Source organism: Flavobacterium phragmitis (assembly GCF_900112575.1).
Taxonomy (GTDB): Bacteria; Bacteroidota; Bacteroidia; order Flavobacteriales; family Flavobacteriaceae; genus Flavobacterium; species Flavobacterium phragmitis.
The window spans coordinates 152,176-171,841 of record NZ_FOMH01000001.1 but is presented as its reverse complement, the minus strand read 5'-3'; the positions used below and the strand labels follow the sequence as shown (position 1 = coordinate 171,841).

The following is a 19,666-nucleotide window of genomic DNA, read 5'->3' as shown; positions in this document are numbered from 1 at the left end:
TCACTACATTTTTAAAATCGTTTTATATTCGGTCTGATTATTTAATACACTTACTGCTCTTTTAATTTCTGAATTGTTTTTGATATAATACTGATACAAACCTTCCTGATATTGATATCTCTTAATCAGTTCCTCCAAAATCATGTTTTTGATTTCTTTTTGGTTTTTATCCAGTAAAGTAGTTTCACTTTTTTCTAAAGCAGTCAACAATTGCTGATATTCTGCCGTAATGGTTTCGTCAATTTTTTCTTTTTTAGCTGCAGCTAAAGTATTTTTCAAAGCCACTTCGGTCTCTGTATCGAATGTAATTTTATTGGTTTTTAGGTATTGTTTGAAAGCGGCGTAATCTGCATCTGTCAAAGTTGGAATCTTATCGCCCAAATTTGGATTTTTATAATAGTAAGATGTAGCGTAATCAAATACACCGTCGTTTTTAGTTAGAGCTGTTGCAATCGCACTTGTTTTAGCTTCTTCCAGTTCAATGTCCGGTAAAACGCCTCCGCCGTCATAAACGGTTCTGCCTTTTCTGGTTTTAAAAGCATTGTAATTTTTAGCATCGGTTTTTTGTGCTACACCGTTTTTATCTTTATGCGCATAATCCAGCGCCTGAATACATCTTCCGGATGGAGTGTAATATCTAGAAATAGTCACTTTTAGCTGAGTTCCATAAGTCAGATCAACAGAACGTTGCACCAAACCTTTTCCGAAACTTCTACTTCCCAAAACTACTGCACGATCTAAATCCTGCAGAGCTCCCGAAACGATTTCAGATGCCGAAGCACTTTTTCCGTTTACTAAAATAGCCAATGGAATTTCAGTATCAACCGGTTCTTTTTGTGTTTTATAAGTGTTATTGTGTTTTTCGATTCTCGATTTAGTAGTTACAATCACTTCATTCTTTGGAACAAATAAATTACAGATATCAATGGCTTCATTCAATAATCCTCCAGGATTGCCTCTTAAATCCAAAACGATTTGTTTCGCTCCGTCAGCTTTCAGTTTTTCCAAAGCTTCTTTTACTTCGCTTGATGCTTTTCTGCTAAAATGTGCTAGAACAATATATCCCGTTTTATCATCAATTTTTCCATAAAAAGGAACCGATTTAATATCGACTTCATCCAAAACCAAAACAGTAGTAAATGGTTTTCCCTGACGAAGGTATTTAATGTTGATTTTGGTGTTTTTTGTTCCTTTTAATAAGGAAGAAGCATCATCTTTAAAATCAGCTATTAGAATATCTCCAATCTGAATGATTTCGTCGCCGGCTTTTAGTCCGGCTTTATCGGCTGGATAGTTTTTATAAGGTTCGCGAACAACCAAACGGTCTTTTTTTCTAGAAATCAAAGCACCAATTCCAGTATATTCTCCCGTATTATTGATTTTGAAATTAACAACATCCTGCTCGTTAAAATAAACCGTATAAGGATCTAAACTTGCTAGCATGCTTTTGATGGCTTTGTCCATCAAATCGCCCGGGTTGGTTTCGTCAACATAATTGGTATTTACGGCTTTGAATAGGGTCGTAAAAATCTCAATCTGTTTGGCAATCTCAAAAAAATCTTCTTTAAAACTGGTTCCAACAAATAACATTCCCGCCGTAGCGACTGGTATAATAAATTTCTTTTTGAAATACGGATACATGATTATTCTTTTTTTCTTCTTTTTAATCTTTTTCTAATAAAATAGGCAAATACAACAAACAAAATTACAAAAGGCCAGGCACTTAATAATGAAAGCAATAAATCGGATAGAGTATAGAATCCGGATTCAATTGCACTCCAAAGTTTGGAACCGTAAGATATTTTAACGCCCTCTTTTTCAGGTATTGTTTTATAAAACTCAATAGTGATGGTACTTTCAGAAACTCTGCTTTCTAAATATTTCAGCTGACCTTCTTTGGCTTCGATTTCTTCGCGGATAGTTGAAATTTGTTCTTCAATTTCTAAAATCTCACTGACTTTATTGGCTTTCTTTAAAATTTCAAGATAACGCTCTTCTAATTTTTTCTTGGTTTTCAATCTTGAAGTCAGATCGATATATTCTTCTGTTACATCTTGTGCAGAGATATTTTTAACTTCAAAATACGAAACACCTTTAGAGACATCATTTATAAAACGGTCAAAATTCTGACTTGGTACTTTTATAGTAAGATTTCTAAAAAGAGTAGCAAAATCTTTTCCTTCAGAATCGTTTATAATTCGTGCTCTGTTATTTGCAACAGCTTTTTGAATTTGACTGAACGAATTTTCTAAATTATCAGTTTCAAATCGAAGTGATCCCTGTTTGATTATTTTCTGCGGAATCTTAGTTTTTGATGATTCATTTAAATCTTGATCTTTTCTATTAGACTCACTCGCTCCAGCAGGTGGCGGTGGCGGAACCATAACGGCGCTTACTGCAACATCATTACTCTCAGCTTCAGATTTACTACAGCCAGAAAGAATCAAAACCAAAACCAATAAAAAGAAAAGTTGACGCATAAAATTTCAATTTAGAGCTAAAACTACGATTTTTTTGTCTAAGTTGCTTATTAATCTTACGTTTTGGGATTTACAATTCGGTTTTCTGTTCAGAATCCGGTGTTTTGTTTATTTGAGCAGTAAACTTCTCAAATAACTGAATCGTTTTGGTATTGATTTCCTCGTAAGACAAACGGTCTTTGGTTTGATAAAAAAGCATAATCGAATAGGACTGATCCAGATTATCCAAAAGTAAATGTTTGTTCAAACGATAGGTTTCTCTCAGCACTCTTTTGAAGTAATTGCGGTCAACGGCTTTCTTAAAATATTTCTTAGAAACCGAAACACCAATTTTAGTCTGTTCTTCTGAATTTTCTTCCGCTTGACGGTAAACCAAACGAAGCGGATATTTGGACACCGATTTTCCTTCAGAAAACAGTAATCCAATGGTGGTTTTGCTTTTTAAACGCTCGTTTTTAGGGTATTTGAAGTTCATTTAATTCAGAAAAGATTTGCAAATTCTGTGACAAAGGTACAATTAAACCAGAAAATCGGTTATTGTTTTCAATTTTAATAAGTCTAAAAATATATTTACTACTTTTGCGCATTAATTTTTGAAGCATGGAAAAAATTATTTCTTATCCAATATCGGTAATTTATTATTTATTATTTGGTTTATGTTTGGTTGTTTTTCACCCAATTCAGTGGATTTGCTTAAATTTATTCGGATATCAGGCACACAAGAAAAGTGTAGATTATCTGAATTTCTGTCTTCTAAAATGTACAAATTTGGTAGGGACAAGATATACAGTGACAGGTGTAGAGACAATTCCGAAAGGCGCTCCGATTATTTTTGTGGCAAATCACCAAAGTATGTACGATATCGTGGCAATGATTTGGTACTTTAGACGTTTTCATTGTAAATTTGTAAGTAAGAAGGAATTAGGAAGTGGCATTCCAAGTGTTTCTTATAATCTGAAACATGGAGGATCTGTCCTAATTGACCGTAAAGACCCTAAACAAGCGATACCAGTTATCAAAGGCTTGTCTGAATATATCGAAAAAAACACAAGATCTGCCGTTATTTTTCCAGAAGGAACAAGAAGCAAAACGGGTAAACCAAAAGAATTCGCTCAAAGCGGTTTAAAAATTTTATGCAAATATGCACCGTCTGCATATGTTGTACCAGTGAGTATTAATAATTCTTGGAAGATAGTTAAATACGGAATGTTTCCGGTTGGTTTAGGAAACCATTTGACATTTACAGCGCATCCGGCGTTGGCTGTAAAAGACTATAAGTTTGAAGAATTAATGGAAATTACTGAAAAGGCAGTTAAAGAAGGAATAAATGAGTATAAACAGGTTTAAGATTTAGTCCGAGCTAAAATCTAAACCCAAATTTTAAATAAGTAATGTCTATAAAAAACATTAGATTAGAAGTAATGCAGTTTTTGGAAAAAAACGTGGATAGCTTCGTTGAACAGTATTTAATCCCGGTGGAAAAAATTTGGCAACCGTCGGATTTCTTACCAAATTCTCAAGGAGAAAACTTCTTTGAAGAGGTAAAAGAATTACGCGAAATTGCTAAAGAATTACCATACGATTTCTGGGTTACGCTTGTTGGTGATACTATCACTGAGGAAGCATTACCGACATATGAGTCATGGTTGATGGATGTAGAAGGAATAGATCAGCAAGAAGGAAGTCAAGGAAACGGCTGGGCTAAGTGGGTAAAACAATGGACTGGAGAAGAAAACCGCCACGGAGATCTTTTGAATAAATACTTGTATTTATCTGGTCGTGTGAATATGCGTGAAATCGAAATGACAACACAGCATTTAATCAACGACGGTTTTGATATTGGAACTGGAACCGATCCATACAAAAACTTTGTGTACACTAGTTTTCAGGAGTTAGCAACTTATGTTTCGCACAATAGAGTAGCGCAGATAGCTAAGAAATTTGGCGATAACAAATTGTCTAAAATGTGTAAAATGATTGCTGGAGACGAAATGCGTCACCATCATGCATACAGCGAATTTGTAACTAGAATTTTCCAGGTTGACCCAAGCGAAATGATGCTGGCTTTTCAATACATGATGAAGCAGAAAATCGTTATGCCAGCTCACTTTTTGAGAGAATCTGGTCAAAAGATTAGTAGTGCATTTGAACAGTTTTCAGATTCTGCACAAAGAATTGGTGTGTATACGGCAACGGATTACGTTGAAATCATGCAGAAATTAATCAACAAATGGGAAATTGATAAAATTTCTAATTTGACAGATGAAGCTGAAAAAGCACGTGATTACCTAATGAAATTACCTGCAAGAATGGCTAAAATTTCTGAAAGAATTGTAATTCCAAAAGAATCGCACATCTTTAAATGGGTAGAACCAGCTAGACTTTAAAATTTTAGATTTTAGATTGAAATTTGGGATTTTAGAACTTGGAACTTAAAACGCAACATTGTTGCTTTAGAATATGTTTGTTGATTGTTGAAGGATTTAAAATCTTTGACAATCAACTTTTTTTTAAACTGTAAAAACTTCTGTATGAGTACTTCAGAATTGATTATTAAAACTATTGCTTTTGTAAAAGAAAAATTAAACGATGCCGAAGGCGGTCATGATTGGTTTCATATTGAACGTGTTTACAAAAACGCTCTTCTGATAGCAAAAGATACAGCATGTGATCTTACAGTGGTTCAATTAGGAGCTTTATTACACGATATTGCCGATAGCAAATTTCATAACGGAGACGAAACTATTGGTCCAAAAACAGCAAGAGCGTTTTTAGAAGCAGAAAATGTTTCTGAGGGGATAATTGCTCATGTTATCAATATCATTGAAAATATCTCTTATAAAGGCGGAAATTTCGAAAGAAAGTTCTCTTCTGTCGAATTGGATATTGTGCAGGATGCCGATCGTCTGGATGCTATTGGTGCTATTGGTGTAGCAAGAGCTTTCAATTACGGCGGATTTAAGAACCGCGCTTTATACAATCCGGAAATTGAACCCATAACAAATATGACAAAAGAGGAGTATAAAAAGAACAATGCTCCAACCATAAATCATTTCTACGAAAAGCTTTTACTCTTAAAAGATAAAATGAATACCAAAAAAGGCAAAGAAATCGCTGCAGAAAGACATCGTTTTATGGAATCTTTTCTGGCGCAGTTTTATGCAGAATGGGAAGGATTGAAATAAATTTTGAATAACAGATCATTTAAACACAAAACGGCTCTATTAAACTAGAACCGTTTTGGATTTAAAGTTAAGTTATAAATCGTAACAGTTTTACATTCATTTATAATCTGGATTTTAAAAAGCACATTATTACAAAAGCGCATAAAAAACCAAAGGAAAACCAGAGTAATCTGGAAACACTTTTTTTCCTAATCATTTCGTTTTTTTCAAATTTTGTCATTTTTGATATATTTACTTTTGCAAAAGTAATTTTTGTTCTAGTTAATGTTAGGATGTTAAAGTCTTATAACCATTATAATAAGACATTTTGTTTCTTGTCAAAAAAGTAAGTCACAAAGGCAGAAATCCTTTGTAGAATTATTTTTGAAAACGAAAAGCAATTTTTAGCTAGTATTATTATTCGTTGATTTTTTTGTTTAAAGCACTTATAATTTTCAGTTTATCAACTGTTATTAATAAAATAAAAATTGTCAGCGAAAGGAAGAAAACAGTAATTACCAGTAATGTAAATTGCTTTATTGTCCACTCAAGAGCCACTTTCGCTCTATGAATAAAACTGATGCTTTTTTCTGCGGCACCTTCATACATTGAAAAACGAACAGTACAAAATTCATTTTCGGTATTAAAATTTCCAAGTTCAACTCCAAGCCCTTGTAGTTGTTCTTCAACTTCTAAGATTTTGTCATTTAGGGAAATATAATCTGAAATTTTTCCTCCTTTAGATTTTAGTTCGATTAATGACTGAAGTATTTTTTCTATAGAAATCTTTTTAGCATTCAGTTGACGATACTCATTTGTCTTGTCAACTTTTGTAATTTCAATATCTTTGAGCTTGCCAATTCTTTGAAGGTCAAGATAAAAATTGTCAAACTTTGAAGGATTTATTCCAATAAGTAGATGAATCTGTCTGTTGCCCTTTTGCCCTAAACTTTGTTCATATTGAATGATGGCATTATAAGATTTTGTTTTTGCTTTAATAAGATTTTGATCTTTATCAAATTCAGATGTTTTTGTTTTTATTGACGCTGTCTTTTCAAATTTTTGATTTGACGCCAAATTGTTTGATGGAGAAGCTGTTTTAACATCAGCTTTCATAGCAATTTTTTCAGAGGCATAATTTTTTCTCAAATTGTCTATACTTGAAAAAAAGTTATCACTGTAATCATTTCGGGAAGTAGAATCTGAAGCAACATAACCATATAAAAGTCTAAATGCAAATAACAAAATGAAAATGCTTACAGACCACTTACTTAATATCCAAAATCTTGTTTTAAAGCTTTTTCCCATTTTAGTTTAATTTTAGATTGACTTTTTTTATTAAAAAAGCTTTAGGTTTTCATTATCAAATGTTTTTTTAAAATTAATGATTTTTGATTAGGAGATGTGTAATTATTAACGCACACAGAAAACCAATTGTAAACCACAATAACCGAGTAACTCTGTTGTCTCTAATTATTTCTATTTTATCTTGCTCAGACATATTTTTGAAGGTTTTTAAATTTTTCAAAACAAGCACAATTAGATTTAATAAATAGCTTTAAAAAGTTTTCAAAATAACAATAAAAGACTTTTTTTCTGTAAAGAGACATCAAAAAATCAAAAAGCTTCACAAAGAATTAAAATCTCTGTGAAGCTTTGTGTTGCATTTTGTGAATCTCTGCGGCATAACAATTAACTGCATCCGCAATCAGTTCCATTGCCACAGTCTTTTTTCTTTTTCGATTTAAAGAAGAACTTTTTGATCAAAAAAGCAACTGCAAATCCTAATATGGCAAAGGCTATTATTTCTTGAAACATAACTTTTTATTTTAAAAGTTGATACGCAATTAATGCGCTAAAGTAAGCTAACGCACTCATGAAGCCTAACTGCATTGCAGGCCACTTCCATGAGTTGGTTTCTTTTTTGGTAATAGCCAGTGTACTGGCACACTGCATAGCAAAAGCATAAAATAACAGTAAAGAAATTCCTGTTGCAAAGTCAAATACTTTTCCTCCTGTATCTGGGCGGACTTCTGCCTGCATTTTGCTTTTTATGGTCGATTCGTTGTCGGTATCTCCAACACTATAAATGGTTGCCAATGTTCCAACGAAAACTTCACGGGCAGCAAACGAACTGATCAAAGCAATTCCAATTTTCCAATCGTAACCCAAAGGCTGAATCGCTGGTTCAATTGCTCTTCCCATTAAACCGATATAAGAGTTTTCTAATTTTTGAGAGTTTACTTCGTTTTCAAACTGCGTTTCGTCCAAAGTTGTATTGGCAAATCTTTCTTTTACAATGTTTTCGGCATCATTAAATTCTTTTCCAGGTCCGTAAGAAGCTAAGAACCATAAAATAACAGATATTGCCAAAATGATTTTACCGGCACCCACAATAAATGCTTTTGTTTTTTCGACAACATTAATTCCTACGTTTTTGAAAAGAGGCATTTTATAACTTGGCATTTCAACAACGAAATACGTTTTAGATTCTAATTTTAAAACTTTGTTTAAAATATAAGAAGACAAAATAGCCATGAAAAAACCTAAAACATATAAAGCCATCAGTGTTAATCCTTGAACATTTAAAACTCCAAAAACACGTTTACTCGGAATAACCAATGAAATGATAATCGCATAAACCGGCAATCTTGCCGAACAAGTGGTAAATGGCGTTACAAGAATAGTAATCAAACGTTCCTTCCAGTTTTCGATATTTCTGGTCGCCATAATTGCCGGAATGGCACAAGCTGTTCCTGAAATCAAAGGCACGACACTTTTTCCTGAAAGCCCAAATCGGCGCATGATTTTATCCATCAAAAAGACTACACGGCTCATGTAACCGCTTTCTTCCAGAATAGAAATGAAAAGGAATAAAAACGCAATCTGTGGAATGAAAATAATAACACCGCCAATTCCCGGAATGATTCCCTGCGAAAGTAAGTCGGTTAAAATACCACTTGGCAGTTCTTCCGCCACCCAACTGCTTAATGAGGCAAAAGTGCTGTCAATAAAATCCATCGGAATGGTTGACCAGCTGAAAATAGATTGAAAAATCAAAAACAAAATCGCAAAGAAAATCGCATAACCCCAACCTTTATGCGTTAAAACGCGGTCTAATTTGGCGCGAATATCTGTTGCATTCGAAGTATCTACTTTTAAACCCTCTTTCAAAACATCATTAATAAACTGATATCTTTTGATGGTTTCTTTTTGTTGTAAACGCTTTAATTCTGAATGTGATTTGGTAAAAGTATTACGGATTTCGTTTCGGTCTAAATTCGAGAAGTTAACGTCCTGTGTAATTACCAGCCACAATTTGTACATCAATTGATTTGGAAAAGCGTTTTGTAACTTTTGAAAATATTCAGGATCAATTACAGAAGCACTCAAACAAGGTTCGTTCGGAATGGTTTTATAAGAAACAATTAGTTCTTTTAATTCGTCAATTCCCAAACCTTTTCTTGAACTGACTAAAGCAATTTTGGTTTTTAATTTTTCTTCTAAATATGGAATATCCAAAGAAATCCCTTTTCTTTCCATACGATCAGACATGTTGATGACTAAAATCGTCGGAATTTCTAGGTCTTTTATCTGAGTGTAAATCAATAAGTTTCTTTTCAGATTTTCAACGTCAGTTACAACAACAGCAACGTCTGGATATAGCTTGTCATTTTTATTTAGCAAAAGTTCAATAACAACGCTTTCGTCCATCGAACTTGCATTCAAACTGTAAGTTCCAGGTAAATCTAGAATATTGGCTTTGATGTTATGTGGCAATTTGCAAAACCCCATTTTTTTCTCCACCGTAATTCCGGGATAATTTCCAACTTGCTGATTTAAACCTGTAAGCTGATTGAAGACGGAAGTTTTTCCGGTATTTGGATTTCCGATAAGGGCAACATTGATATTCTGAATACTCATTACAAATTGGTTTTGATAAGTTCAACTTCAATTTCACGAGCCGTTTCAATTCGAATCGCCACATGCGAACCGTTAATATCCAAATACAATGGATCTCCAAAAGGAGCAATCTGCAGTAACTCAACTACGCTGCCAGGGAGACAACCCATTTCTAATAATTTAAGTGGAATAAGATCGATATCAAAATCTTTGATAATGGCTTTCTCGCCTTTTTTCAGAGTGTGGATTGTATTTCGCAAGCTTATTTAGATTGAATTTAGATTGCAAAAGTAGGCAATTATTATTTATTCCAAGGCATTTAACACTTCGACAAATGCTAAAAGTTTCTAAAAATAAGGGTTTTTTACTCTTGAGACAGGAATTCGATGTCTTCTAAAAGACGTTTTATGTCTTCCTTATTTGTTCCGTCATAAAAACCGCGAACACGTCTTTTTTGATCAACCAAAACAAAATTCTCGGTGTGAACCATATCATACAATTGATCAGGTCTTCCCAATTTTACGGCCAAATAAGATTTTCTCGCCATTTTGTAAATTTCTTTTTTATCGCCAGTAACCAAATTCCATTTGCTGTCTACAACACCATGTTTTATGGCATAAGCTTTTAAAACTGGAATACTGTCAACTTCAGGAAAAACAGTATGAGAAAGTAGCATTACTTTTGGGTTATTGATAACTGCTTTCTGAACTTCTTCTAAATTGGTGGTCATTTTTGGGCAGATAGAACCGCAGGTGGTGAAAAAGAAATCGGCAACATAAATTTTGCCTTCGTAGTTTTTTTGTGTAATGGTATCGCCGTTTTGGTTTACAAAAGAAAAATCGGCAATGGTGTGGTATTTACTTTTATATTGAACGGTACTGTCTACTAATTCAGGATTTACATCTGCAGGATTGTAGATTGGTAAAGTCTTTTTTGGTTTTAAAGCAGCATAAAACAAGGATATCGTAACCACCGAAAATACTATTAAAACAATAAAGAATTTGCGGTATTTGTATAAAAGCGATTTCATAAAAAAAATTTGGTGCAAAAATACAAAAAGCAGATTCTAAAAACTTTACTGCATTATTTTTTTAACAGCCTTTTGTAACTTTTAGGATGAATTTGCAACTAAATAAAAAACGTTAAGATTTCAATTTGTGAAATTTATTCCTGTTTTTGATTTTACAGTTAGAATTTTAACACAATTTTAGAAATAATAACAATATGTTTGTATTTTCCCTTAAACTATAAATTTTTATGAAAAAGCAATTAGCTAAACCTGTGTTTGGTGTAATATCTGCAATGTTTTCGCTAACAGCAGTTCAAGCTCAAACCGCACCAAAAGAACCCGGAATTAATGTATCTTTTATGGATACCAAAGTCAGTCCGAGTCAAGATTTTTTCAAATATGTAAACGGAACTTGGTTGGATAAAACAGAAATTCCAAGCGACCGTACAACTTGGGGAAGTTTTAATGAATTGATTAAAAGGACTGACAAAGATGTAATGACAGTTCTAAAAGACGCCGCAAAAAATCCGAAATACAAATCGAATACTGATCAAGGGAAAGCCGTTAATTTATTCAATACCTACTTGGATACAATAGGAAGAAATAAAAAAGGTATTGAACCGCTAAAACCGTATTTGAAAAAAATCGATGCTATTAAAAATGTTGCTGATGTTCAGAAATATTTAATAGAAATGGAAAAAGAAGGTGGTTCAGGTTTCTTCGGAATTTATATTGGTGCTGATGATAAAGACAGCTCAAAAAATTCTGTAAATCTTGCTCCAAGCGGACTTGGACTTCCAGACAAAGATTATTACACTTCTGACGATAAAGATTCTAAAGAAAAACGTGGAAAATATGAACAGCATATTGCAAGAATGCTTCAGTTTATTGGAGAATCTCCTGAAAAAGCAAAACAAAGTGCAGCTGAAATTTTAGCTTTAGAAACAGAATTGTCTCAGCCAAGATTGAACAGAGTGGAAAGAAGAGACAGCCGTTTACAATACAATCCAATGACAGTGGCTGAAATTCAGAAATTAACTCCAGCGATTAAATGGAATGACTATTTTGCCGGTTTAGGAATTACAAAATTAGAAACTGTAATTGTTTCTGAACCTAAATACATGACAGCTTTACAAAAGGTTTTTACTGAAAATAAAGTAGGAGCTTGGAAAGAATATCTAAAATGGGATTTATTAAACGGAGCTTCTGGACAATTGTCAACAGCGCTTAGTGATGCACGTTTTGATTTTTACAGCAAAACATTAAGAGGGGCAATTAAACAGCTTCCTGCTGAAGAAAGAGCTTTGGATGTTGTTAATGGAACTGTTGGAGAGGCTCTTGGGAAATTGTATGTAGAAAAATTATTCCCAGCTGAAGCAAAAGAGAAAGCGCAGAAAATGATTCAAAATGTAATTTTAGCCTACAAAAATAGAATCAATTCTTTGGCTTGGATGTCGCCAGAAACAAAAGTAAAAGCGATTGAAAAATTAAATAAAATCACAATCAAAATTGGATATCCTGATAAATGGAAAGATTATTCAGCTTTAACAATGAAAAGTGTTGCTGAAGGAGGAACTTATTTTGATAATATGAGGAATTTATCAAAATGGGGCTTTCAGGAAAGCATTGCCAAATTGAATAAACCAGTTGATAAAACAGAATGGGGAATGTCGCCACAAACAGTAAACGCGTATTACAATCCATCTTACAACGAAATTGTATTCCCAGCAGCGATTTTACAACCGCCATTCTACAATTATCAAGCTGATGAAGCAGTTAACTACGGAGGAATTGGTGCAGTAATTGGACATGAGATTTCTCACGGATTTGATGATTCAGGTGCGCGTTACAATGCTGAAGGAAATTTGGTTGACTGGTGGACAGAAAATGATTTAAAACAATTTACTGCTTTAGGAACTGACTTGGCAAATCAATACAGCGCTCTCGAGCCATTACCGGGAGTTCACGTTGACGGTCATTTTACTTTAGGAGAAAATATTGGAGATTTAGGTGGAATTAATGCTGCTTACGATGGTCTACAATTGTATTTAAAAGAAAATGGAAATCCGGGATTAATTGACGGATTTACACCAGAACAACGTTTCTTTATTTCATGGGCTACGGTTTGGAGAACAAAATCAAGAGATGAGGCAATCAAAAATCAAGTAAAAACCGATCCGCATTCTCCAGGAATGTATAGAGCGTATGTACCAATTCAAAATGTGGATGCTTTCTACAAAGCTTTCGATATTAAGAAAGGAGATAAGATGTATGTAGAGCCAGAAAAACGAGTTAAAATCTGGTAATGAAATATTAACAATATTTAAAAACGGCGCTGAATTAGCGCCGTTTTTTTTTCAGTCATTTAGACTTTGTTTTATCCATATTTGATTCGATAAAATAAATATATTTCTTACAAATGATTTATTGTAAAATTTTAACATAGAATTAAAAATAATAACAATATGTTTGTTAACACACTTAAAAACTAAACAAAAATGATTAAAAAGCTCTCCAAACCAATGTTTTGTGTGGTTTCTGCAATGTTTTCATTAACAGCAGTACAAGCACAAAACAACAAACCAAAGGAACCAGGAATCAATGTTTCCAACATGGATCCTAAAGTTACCGCAAGCCAGGATTTTTTCCGTTATGTAAATGGTACCTGGTTAGATCAAACAGAAATTCCTAGTGACCGTAATTCTTGGGGTAGTTTTAACGAACTGCGCCAGAAAACAGATGATGATGCACTTGCTATTTTAAAAGCCGCTTCAAAAGACCCAAAGTATAAATCGAATACAGATCAAGGCAAAGCAATTGCTTTATTCAATACAATTTTGGATACTGTCGGCAGAAACAAAAGAGGAATTACACCCCTTCAGCCTTATTTGAAGAAAATTGATGCCATTAAAAATGTGGCAGATCTTCAAAATTATATCACTGAAATGCAGCTTGCCGGCGGATCAGGTTTCTTTGGAGTTTATGTTGGGGCTGATGCTAAAAACAGTAATAAAAATTCGGTGACTTTAGGACCAGGTACATTAGGTTTATCTGATAAGGATTACTACAATTCAGATGATAAAGATTCTAAAGAAAAACGTGAAAAGTATGAAGTTCATATTGCTAGAATGTTGCAATACATTGGAGAATCTCCAGCAAAAGCAAAAGAAAGCGCAAAACAAATCTTGGCTTTAGAAGTAGAAATGTCTGCACCTAGACTAGACCGCGTAGAAAGAAGAGACCGAAGAAAACAATATAATCCAACAGCGGTTGCCGATTTGAAAAAGAATACACCTTCTATTCAATGGGAGAAATATTTCACAGGAATTGGAATGACAAAATTAGACACTGTAATTGTCGCGCAGCCACGTTATATGATTGCTTTGGAAAAGACTTTTACAGAAAAGAAAGTAGAAGCTTGGAAGGAGTATTTAAAATGGTCGTTATTAAATAAAACGGCTTCAACTTTAACGACAGATATCGAAAACGCCAATTTTGATTTCTACGGAAAAACATTGACAGGAGCTTTAAAACAACGTCCACGTGAAGAAGTCGCTTTACAGGTAATCAACGGAGCAACTGGTGAAGCTTTAGGAAAACTGTATGTAGAAAAATTATTTCCTGCTGAGGCAAAAGCAAAAGCAAAAGATATGATTGCAAATGTAATGCAGGCTTATGAAAATAGAATCAATGCATTGACTTGGATGTCAAAAGAGACTAAAGTAAAAGCAATTGAAAAACTAAAGAAACTAACAGTTAAGATTGGATATCCGGATAAATGGAAAGATTATTCAAAATTAGAGCTTAAAAATGTAAGCGAAGGCGGAACTTATTTTGATAATATGAGAAATTTATCAAAATGGGCTTATTCTGAAAACTTAGCGAAATTAGGTAAACCGGTTGATAAAACAGAATGGGGAATGTCTCCGCAAACTGTAAATGCATACTTTAACCCTTCGTACAACGAAATTGTATTCCCAGCAGCAATTTTACAGCCACCATTCTACAATTATCAAGCAGATGAAGCGGTAAATTATGGCGGAATTGGAGCGGTAATTGGTCATGAGATTTCTCATGGTTTCGACGATTCAGGAGCTCGTTATAATGCTGAAGGAAACCTTGTAGATTGGTGGACTGTCGATGATTTAAAACAGTTTACGGCTCTTGGAGGAGAATTGGCGGCACAGTACAGCGCATTAGAACCGCTTCCTGGAATTTTCGTTGACGGTAAATTTACTTTAGGTGAAAATATTGGAGATTTAGGAGGAACAAACGCGGCTTATGATGGTTTGCAATTGTACTTGAAAAAACACGGAAATCCAGGTTTAATCGACGGATTTACGCCAGAACAACGTTTCTTTATTTCTTGGGCAACAGTTTGGAGAACAAAATCTCGTGATGAAGCAATTAAAAGTCAAGTCAAAACAGATCCACACTCTCCAGGAATGTACAGAGCGGTTGTGCCAATTAAAAACTTAGATTCTTTTTATGATGCTTTTGGAATCAAAAAAGGAGATCCAATGTATTTGGAACCAGAAAAACGAGTTAAAATCTGGTAATTTAAATTTTGATGATATAAAAAAGGGCTGTCTCGATTTTACGGAACAGCCCTTTTACTATAGTATTGTTTTCAAAAACTTGACACCAGTTATCATTCCGTAGTAGAAAAATAATATTATCCCACCCCATTTATTTACGTTCCGTAGGAACGTTTTATATTTTGGATTGTTAAAAAATGGTGTCAATTAAACGTTCCTACGGAACGTAAAATAATGATTACACATAATTTTTCTACCGATGAAATGTTCCTATGGAACATAATTTGTCATTATTTCAAATGACTGTAGATATACGTTTCAATTGCTTTTAAATCTTCGTCAGACATTTCTTTTGTAATGGCAAAATTGGTCTGCATTACCGAAAACTGACTTGGATCAACAATGGGTTCTCCATTTCCTTTTAAGAAAGTAACCATGTCGCCTTTTTTGTCTTTATAAATCTTAGCGATTTCTTTGATACTCGGCCCAATTACCTTTTGATCGGGTTGATGACAGGCTGTGCAGTTTCCTCTTCCTTCAAAAATTTCTTTTCCTAAAGCTTCTGGTGTTGCCGCTTTAGCCGATTCTCCTTCAGAATACGATTCTGTTGTTTGATCTTTACTTTCAGAACCTTCTTTTTTACAAGAAGCAAAAGCTAGAACAGCAGATAAGAATAAAATCTTTTTCATTTTATTTGTTTAATAAAATTGCTGCTTCTTTTGCAAAATATGTCGAAATAAGATTGGCACCAGAACGTTTGATGCACATTAATTGTTCCATCATAATTTTATCGTGATCAAGCCATCCTCTTTCAGATGCCGCTTTAATCATAGCATATTCTCCAGAAACCTGATATACAGTTACAGGAACATGTACAGTATTTTTTATTTCGCGAACAATATCCAAATAAGCGATTCCCGGTTTTACCATAACCATATCTGCACCTTCTTCTACATCTGACAAAGCTTCTTTGATTGCTTCGATGCGGTTGGCATAATCCATTTGGTATGTTTTTTTATCTTTTGGAACCACAACATCAGCTTCTTTTGGAGCAGAATCTAAAGCATCTCTAAATGGACCGTAAAAAGCAGAGGCATATTTAGCAGAATAGCTCATGATTCCAACATTCTGAAATCCGGCAGCATCCAGACCTTCGCGCAGGCGCAAAACGCGTCCGTCCATCATATCGCTTGGCGCAACAAAATCAGCACCAGCTTCTGCGTGCGAAATGGCCATTTTTACTAAAGCATCAACTGTACTGTCGTTTTCGACATCGCCATTTGTTATAATTCCGTCATGACCATAAATAGAATATGGGTCTAAAGCCACATCTGGCATAACGATCATTTCTGGACAAGCGGCTTTTATGGCACGAATTGCCTGCTGCATTAATCCGTTAGAATTCCAAGCCTCTTTACCAGTATTGTCTTTTAGGTTTTCACTGACTTTTACATAAATATTTACAGCACGAATTCCTAAATCATAAAGTTCTTTTACTTCTTCAACTGTTAAATCTATAGATCTTCTGAAAATTCCCGGCATTGATGGAATTTCTACTTTTACATTTTCTCCTTCAGCAATAAACATTGGAAACATAAAATCCGATGGACTTAAACTGGTTTCGCGAACTAAAGAACGAATCGATTCATTTACTCTTAATCTTCTGCCTCTTTGTAATGGGAACATATAAATTTAGATTTTAGATTTTAGATTTTAGATTTTAACCTGAATTTGAAAACAGATTGATAAATCCTTATTCTAAAATTGTAGTTGTTTTTTATTTTTTTGAAGTTTGTCTCACTTTTTTATGAGTGGCGCAAAGTTAAAGAAAAAGGAACAGAATAAGGCGTTTAGCTTGTTGTAGAATCCGTTAATATTATCTAAAAATTTAGATTTTTATTGTTTGAACTAAAGCATGGTTTTTCAGAATATTACATCTAAATTTGTAATATGAAGAAAATTCTCGCTTTATTGTGCTGTCTGCTCTTAACAAGCTGTTTCGAGATTACAGAAAGAATTAAACATCACGACGATCAAAGTGGTGAATATACTTTGATGATTGATTTTTCGAAATCGTGGTTTAAAACCAAATCGGCTATTTTTTTGGAAGAAGTCGATGGCGTTAAAATTCCGAATGAACAAGAGATTACCCAGAAACTGGAAGATTTTAAAAGTAAGGCTTTGAAGATTGACGGGATTTCAAATGTTTCGACCAAAACCGATTTCAGCAATTATGTTTTCATCATCAAACTCAACTACGCTAATCTCAAAGCATTAAATGCTGTTGTAAATACGATAAACAATCAGCGCGATCAGATTCACTTTAGCGGAAGCGGTAAAACTTTTGAAAGAATTGCCTCTTATCCAGTTCCTGAAAAAGTAGTCAACGATCCAAAGAAAAAGAAAGATCTGGAAGAAGCTAGTATTACTTCTATTTATACTTTTGATAGAGATGTTTTAACTGCTGATAATGTGAATAGTAAAATTTCTAAAAACAATAAAACGGTTTTCCTGAAACAAAGCATGTACAGTGTTTTCAAGAAATCGACCTTAATGAACAATACAATACAATTAACGCCTTAATTTATGAAGCAGCTTTATTTTTTATTTTTATTATTCGCCTCAACGCTGACTTTTGGTCAAGCCAATTTGGATAAATACGATTATTTTGTACAGTTTAACGGAAATCAGCTTTCGAAAAAAGTAGATATTAATCAAGTGCTGAATCATCCCATTATTACTAAATATACAGGTAAAAATCCTGATTTCGATCTCAGAAAATACGCTTCCATTATCAAATTAGATCAGAAGATTACCATTCATGGAAGTTTTCTGGATAGCGTTCCGTATTATCAGGTTACGATTCCGATAAAAAATAAAGAAGCTGTTAATCAGTTTCTAGTAGATAAATTAGGAGCAGGAGCAGAGAATAACACAATTCAGGATTTTGGCAAATATTCCGTTTTTACGCCAAAAGGAGTTAAAAAATCATTGGCTTGGAACAATGAATATTTAATGATATTTGAATTGACCAAAAGGCTTCCAACAAAATTTTATAACGAAACTTCAACTGTAGCAATGGATTCTGTTGCAGTCGTAGATTATTATGAAAATGACACCATTGTAGCACCAGCTTATGGTGATCCAACAGTATCAGTTCCAAGTCCGCCAAAAATGGGAAAGCCTTCTGCTAAAGAAGAACCAATAGTTTTTAATGAGCCAGCTGTCGCAACAGATGCTGTACAGGAAGATTATTTGCATGAAGGAAATCCTTACGAAGCCTATTCAGTAGAGCAAGCAGAATTTGATAGAAAATTGGCGGAAAACCAAAGTGAAATTATAAAACGTTTGTTTGAAAATGGTTTTACAGCACCAACTTCTTCTAAGGTTACTATTGGAGCAGATATTTCTTCGTGGGTCGATTATGGCGGCATGATTTCGACATTGTATGCTGCGTATAGTTATCCGATGAGACTTTTTGGAGGTTATGATAAATATCTGCCAATGCAGAAGAACTTCGGGAATTTTGTAAAAGGAATAAACCTTGATTTCTATTTTGATAATGATAATGCCAGAATCGAGGAAATTGTAGAATATTCTAAAGAAATTGCTGAGGCAGTAAGCAAAATTGGAGATCGAAAAATAAACAAAAACATCTTCAATTATTTCCCAGCTCAAAAACCATTAGGATATATGTCTTATCATATCAACACCAAAGCAGCACTTGAAAAGTTTCCATCTTTAATGACAGATATGTTTCAGAATCCAAAGTTTACAAAAGAGGATATTGGAATCATTACCAATTTAATTTCGACCATAGTTGATGAAGAAGCCACAGCAAAGCTTTTTGATGGTGATTTAAGCGCTTTTTTATACGATGTGAAAGAAGTTGAGGTAATGACCAAAAAATATGGTTATGATGAAAATTACGAGGAAAAAATAACGGAAGAGAAAGTGAAAAAGACAATTCCGTTGTTTTCGGTAGTTTTTACCTCCACACATCCAACTTTTGGAGATAAATTGCTGCAGTTAGGCGTTCGCAAAAAACTACTGACTCAAGTTGGGAATTATTACCAGATTTTAGGGACTAAAGAATATGGCGATATTTATATCCTAAAAGATAAAGATGTTGTAGCGATAAGCAATACATTAAATTATTTTAGTCAGGGAAGCGGTTCTTTTGTGAAAGAATCAAAGAAAGATCTGAGCAAGAATGCAATCTTCGGAAAACTGAATATTTCGCAGACTGTTAAAGCTTTCGGACAAAACGCTAAAGAAGATGAAATGAATAAAGTGACTAGACTTGCAAGCCAGTTTTCAGATTTTACAATGGAATCTCCTAAAAAACTGATTGATAATAAATTCAAGTTTGTCCTTAAACTGAACTCTTTGCAAACCAATAAAAACATCATTTTACAGACATTAGATCTGGCTGACGATATGATGGGTTCAAAATAAAGCTCAAAACAAAAATCCCCGAAATGTCAGGTTTCGGGGATTTTTTTAGATAAAAGATCGTGGCTAATGAAATTAAAACGAAAATGTTTTAACACATAGAAACATAGATTTTCA

Annotated in this window: 17 protein-coding genes; 7 read left to right on the top strand and 10 right to left on the bottom strand. The window is 33.8% G+C overall.

Going from position 1 to position 19,666, the window contains the following annotated elements:
- Nucleotides 1-3 precede the first annotated feature (3 nt).
- The 3 genes from BM289_RS00820 to rnpA all read right to left on the bottom strand — a co-directional run bounded on the left by BM289_RS00820 (nucleotide 4) and on the right by rnpA (nucleotide 2,955).
- Nucleotides 4-1,641: a S41 family peptidase gene (locus BM289_RS00820; RefSeq protein WP_091489982.1), complete on the bottom strand. Its 1,638-nt coding sequence runs from the start codon at nucleotides 1,639-1,641 to the stop codon at nucleotides 4-6.
- A 2-nt stretch (nucleotides 1,642-1,643) separates the two neighbouring features.
- Nucleotides 1,644-2,480: a DUF4349 domain-containing protein gene (locus BM289_RS00815; RefSeq protein WP_091489980.1), complete on the bottom strand. Its 837-nt coding sequence runs from the start codon at nucleotides 2,478-2,480 to the stop codon at nucleotides 1,644-1,646.
- Between the two features lie 70 nt (nucleotides 2,481-2,550).
- Nucleotides 2,551-2,955 (bottom strand): ribonuclease P protein component, encoded by a 405-nt coding sequence (gene rnpA, locus BM289_RS00810; protein ID WP_091489978.1) that lies wholly within the window; start codon nucleotides 2,953-2,955, stop codon nucleotides 2,551-2,553.
- Nucleotides 2,956-3,080: 125 nt separating this feature from the next.
- Here rnpA and BM289_RS00805 point away from each other — a divergent pair, with 125 nt between their 5' ends.
- The 3 genes from BM289_RS00805 to BM289_RS00795 all read left to right on the top strand — a co-directional run bounded on the left by BM289_RS00805 (nucleotide 3,081) and on the right by BM289_RS00795 (nucleotide 5,665).
- Nucleotides 3,081-3,827, top strand: coding sequence for a lysophospholipid acyltransferase family protein (locus BM289_RS00805; RefSeq protein WP_091489976.1), 747 nt, complete (start codon nucleotides 3,081-3,083; stop codon nucleotides 3,825-3,827).
- A 44-nt stretch (nucleotides 3,828-3,871) separates the two neighbouring features.
- A complete protein-coding gene (locus tag BM289_RS00800; RefSeq protein WP_091489974.1) occupies nucleotides 3,872-4,867 on the top strand; it encodes an acyl-ACP desaturase in 996 nt (331 codons plus the stop codon).
- 144 nt (nucleotides 4,868-5,011) lie between these two features.
- Entirely contained in the window at nucleotides 5,012-5,665 is a 654-nt protein-coding gene (locus BM289_RS00795) for an HD domain-containing protein (protein ID WP_091489972.1), read from the top strand.
- A 396-nt stretch (nucleotides 5,666-6,061) separates the two neighbouring features.
- On the opposite strand, the gene BM289_RS00790 is transcribed toward BM289_RS00795, so the two are convergent.
- The 5 genes from BM289_RS00790 to BM289_RS00770 all read right to left on the bottom strand — a co-directional run bounded on the left by BM289_RS00790 (nucleotide 6,062) and on the right by BM289_RS00770 (nucleotide 10,577).
- Nucleotides 6,062-6,952: a DUF4349 domain-containing protein gene (locus tag BM289_RS00790; RefSeq protein ID WP_091489970.1), complete on the bottom strand. Its 891-nt coding sequence runs from the start codon at nucleotides 6,950-6,952 to the stop codon at nucleotides 6,062-6,064.
- A gap of 384 nt (nucleotides 6,953-7,336) precedes the next feature.
- The gene (locus BM289_RS00785; protein WP_091489968.1) at nucleotides 7,337-7,462 is read right to left on the bottom strand and encodes a FeoB-associated Cys-rich membrane protein; all 126 of its coding nucleotides are present in this window, start codon (nucleotides 7,460-7,462) and stop codon (nucleotides 7,337-7,339) included.
- A 6-nt stretch (nucleotides 7,463-7,468) separates the two neighbouring features.
- Complete coding sequence (feoB, locus tag BM289_RS00780) at nucleotides 7,469-9,568, bottom strand: ferrous iron transport protein B (protein ID WP_091489967.1); 2,100 nt, start codon at nucleotides 9,566-9,568, stop codon at nucleotides 7,469-7,471.
- A complete protein-coding gene (locus BM289_RS00775) occupies nucleotides 9,568-9,807 on the bottom strand; it encodes a FeoA family protein (RefSeq protein WP_091489964.1) in 240 nt (79 codons plus the stop codon). The genes feoB and BM289_RS00775 overlap by 1 nt, the downstream gene beginning before the upstream one ends.
- A gap of 104 nt (nucleotides 9,808-9,911) precedes the next feature.
- Nucleotides 9,912-10,577: an SCO family protein gene (locus BM289_RS00770; protein WP_091489962.1), complete on the bottom strand. Its 666-nt coding sequence runs from the start codon at nucleotides 10,575-10,577 to the stop codon at nucleotides 9,912-9,914.
- A 227-nt stretch (nucleotides 10,578-10,804) separates the two neighbouring features.
- Between BM289_RS00770 and BM289_RS00765 the strand changes: the two genes are divergently transcribed.
- Both BM289_RS00765 and BM289_RS00760 read left to right on the top strand, forming a co-directional pair.
- Nucleotides 10,805-12,862 (top strand): M13 family metallopeptidase, encoded by a 2,058-nt coding sequence (locus tag BM289_RS00765; RefSeq protein ID WP_091489960.1) that lies wholly within the window; start codon nucleotides 10,805-10,807, stop codon nucleotides 12,860-12,862.
- 192 nt (nucleotides 12,863-13,054) lie between these two features.
- Entirely contained in the window at nucleotides 13,055-15,115 is a 2,061-nt protein-coding gene (locus BM289_RS00760; protein WP_091489957.1) for a M13 family metallopeptidase, read from the top strand.
- Nucleotides 15,116-15,384: 269 nt separating this feature from the next.
- On the opposite strand, the gene BM289_RS00755 is transcribed toward BM289_RS00760, so the two are convergent.
- Both BM289_RS00755 and hemB read right to left on the bottom strand, forming a co-directional pair.
- Complete coding sequence (locus BM289_RS00755; protein WP_091489954.1) at nucleotides 15,385-15,783, bottom strand: c-type cytochrome; 399 nt, start codon at nucleotides 15,781-15,783, stop codon at nucleotides 15,385-15,387.
- Between the two features lies 1 nt (nucleotide 15,784).
- Complete coding sequence (gene hemB, locus BM289_RS00750; protein WP_091489951.1) at nucleotides 15,785-16,780, bottom strand: porphobilinogen synthase; 996 nt, start codon at nucleotides 16,778-16,780, stop codon at nucleotides 15,785-15,787.
- Nucleotides 16,781-17,044: 264 nt separating this feature from the next.
- Between hemB and BM289_RS00745 the strand changes: the two genes are divergently transcribed.
- Together BM289_RS00745 and BM289_RS00740 are read left to right on the top strand one after the other, a co-directional pair.
- Nucleotides 17,045-17,677, top strand: coding sequence for a hypothetical protein (locus BM289_RS00745; protein WP_091489950.1), 633 nt, complete (start codon nucleotides 17,045-17,047; stop codon nucleotides 17,675-17,677).
- 3 nt (nucleotides 17,678-17,680) lie between these two features.
- A complete protein-coding gene (locus BM289_RS00740; RefSeq protein WP_091489947.1) occupies nucleotides 17,681-19,552 on the top strand; it encodes a hypothetical protein in 1,872 nt (623 codons plus the stop codon).
- Nucleotides 19,553-19,666: the final 114 nt, after the last annotated feature.

Coding starts and splice junctions, on each gene's coding strand:
- BM289_RS00805 (WP_091489976.1), top strand. CDS start 3,081: ATGGAAAAAATTATTTCTTATCCAATATCGGTAATTTATTATTTATTA.
- feoB (WP_091489967.1), bottom strand. CDS start 9,568: ATGAGTATTCAGAATATCAATGTTGCCCTTATCGGAAATCCAAATACC.
- BM289_RS00765 (WP_091489960.1), top strand. CDS start 10,805: ATGAAAAAGCAATTAGCTAAACCTGTGTTTGGTGTAATATCTGCAATG.
- BM289_RS00770 (WP_091489962.1), bottom strand. CDS start 10,577: ATGAAATCGCTTTTATACAAATACCGCAAATTCTTTATTGTTTTAATA.
- BM289_RS00755 (WP_091489954.1), bottom strand. CDS start 15,783: ATGAAAAAGATTTTATTCTTATCTGCTGTTCTAGCTTTTGCTTCTTGT.
- BM289_RS00800 (WP_091489974.1), top strand. CDS start 3,872: ATGTCTATAAAAAACATTAGATTAGAAGTAATGCAGTTTTTGGAAAAA.
- BM289_RS00795 (WP_091489972.1), top strand. CDS start 5,012: ATGAGTACTTCAGAATTGATTATTAAAACTATTGCTTTTGTAAAAGAA.
- BM289_RS00740 (WP_091489947.1), top strand. CDS start 17,681: ATGAAGCAGCTTTATTTTTTATTTTTATTATTCGCCTCAACGCTGACT.
- BM289_RS00785 (WP_091489968.1), bottom strand. CDS start 7,462: ATGTTTCAAGAAATAATAGCCTTTGCCATATTAGGATTTGCAGTTGCT.
- rnpA (WP_091489978.1), bottom strand. CDS start 2,955: ATGAACTTCAAATACCCTAAAAACGAGCGTTTAAAAAGCAAAACCACC.
- hemB (WP_091489951.1), bottom strand. CDS start 16,780: ATGTTCCCATTACAAAGAGGCAGAAGATTAAGAGTAAATGAATCGATT.
- BM289_RS00760 (WP_091489957.1), top strand. CDS start 13,055: ATGATTAAAAAGCTCTCCAAACCAATGTTTTGTGTGGTTTCTGCAATG.
- BM289_RS00745 (WP_091489950.1), top strand. CDS start 17,045: ATGAAGAAAATTCTCGCTTTATTGTGCTGTCTGCTCTTAACAAGCTGT.
- BM289_RS00790 (WP_091489970.1), bottom strand. CDS start 6,952: ATGGGAAAAAGCTTTAAAACAAGATTTTGGATATTAAGTAAGTGGTCT.
- BM289_RS00815 (WP_091489980.1), bottom strand. CDS start 2,480: ATGCGTCAACTTTTCTTTTTATTGGTTTTGGTTTTGATTCTTTCTGGC.
- BM289_RS00820 (WP_091489982.1), bottom strand. CDS start 1,641: ATGTATCCGTATTTCAAAAAGAAATTTATTATACCAGTCGCTACGGCG.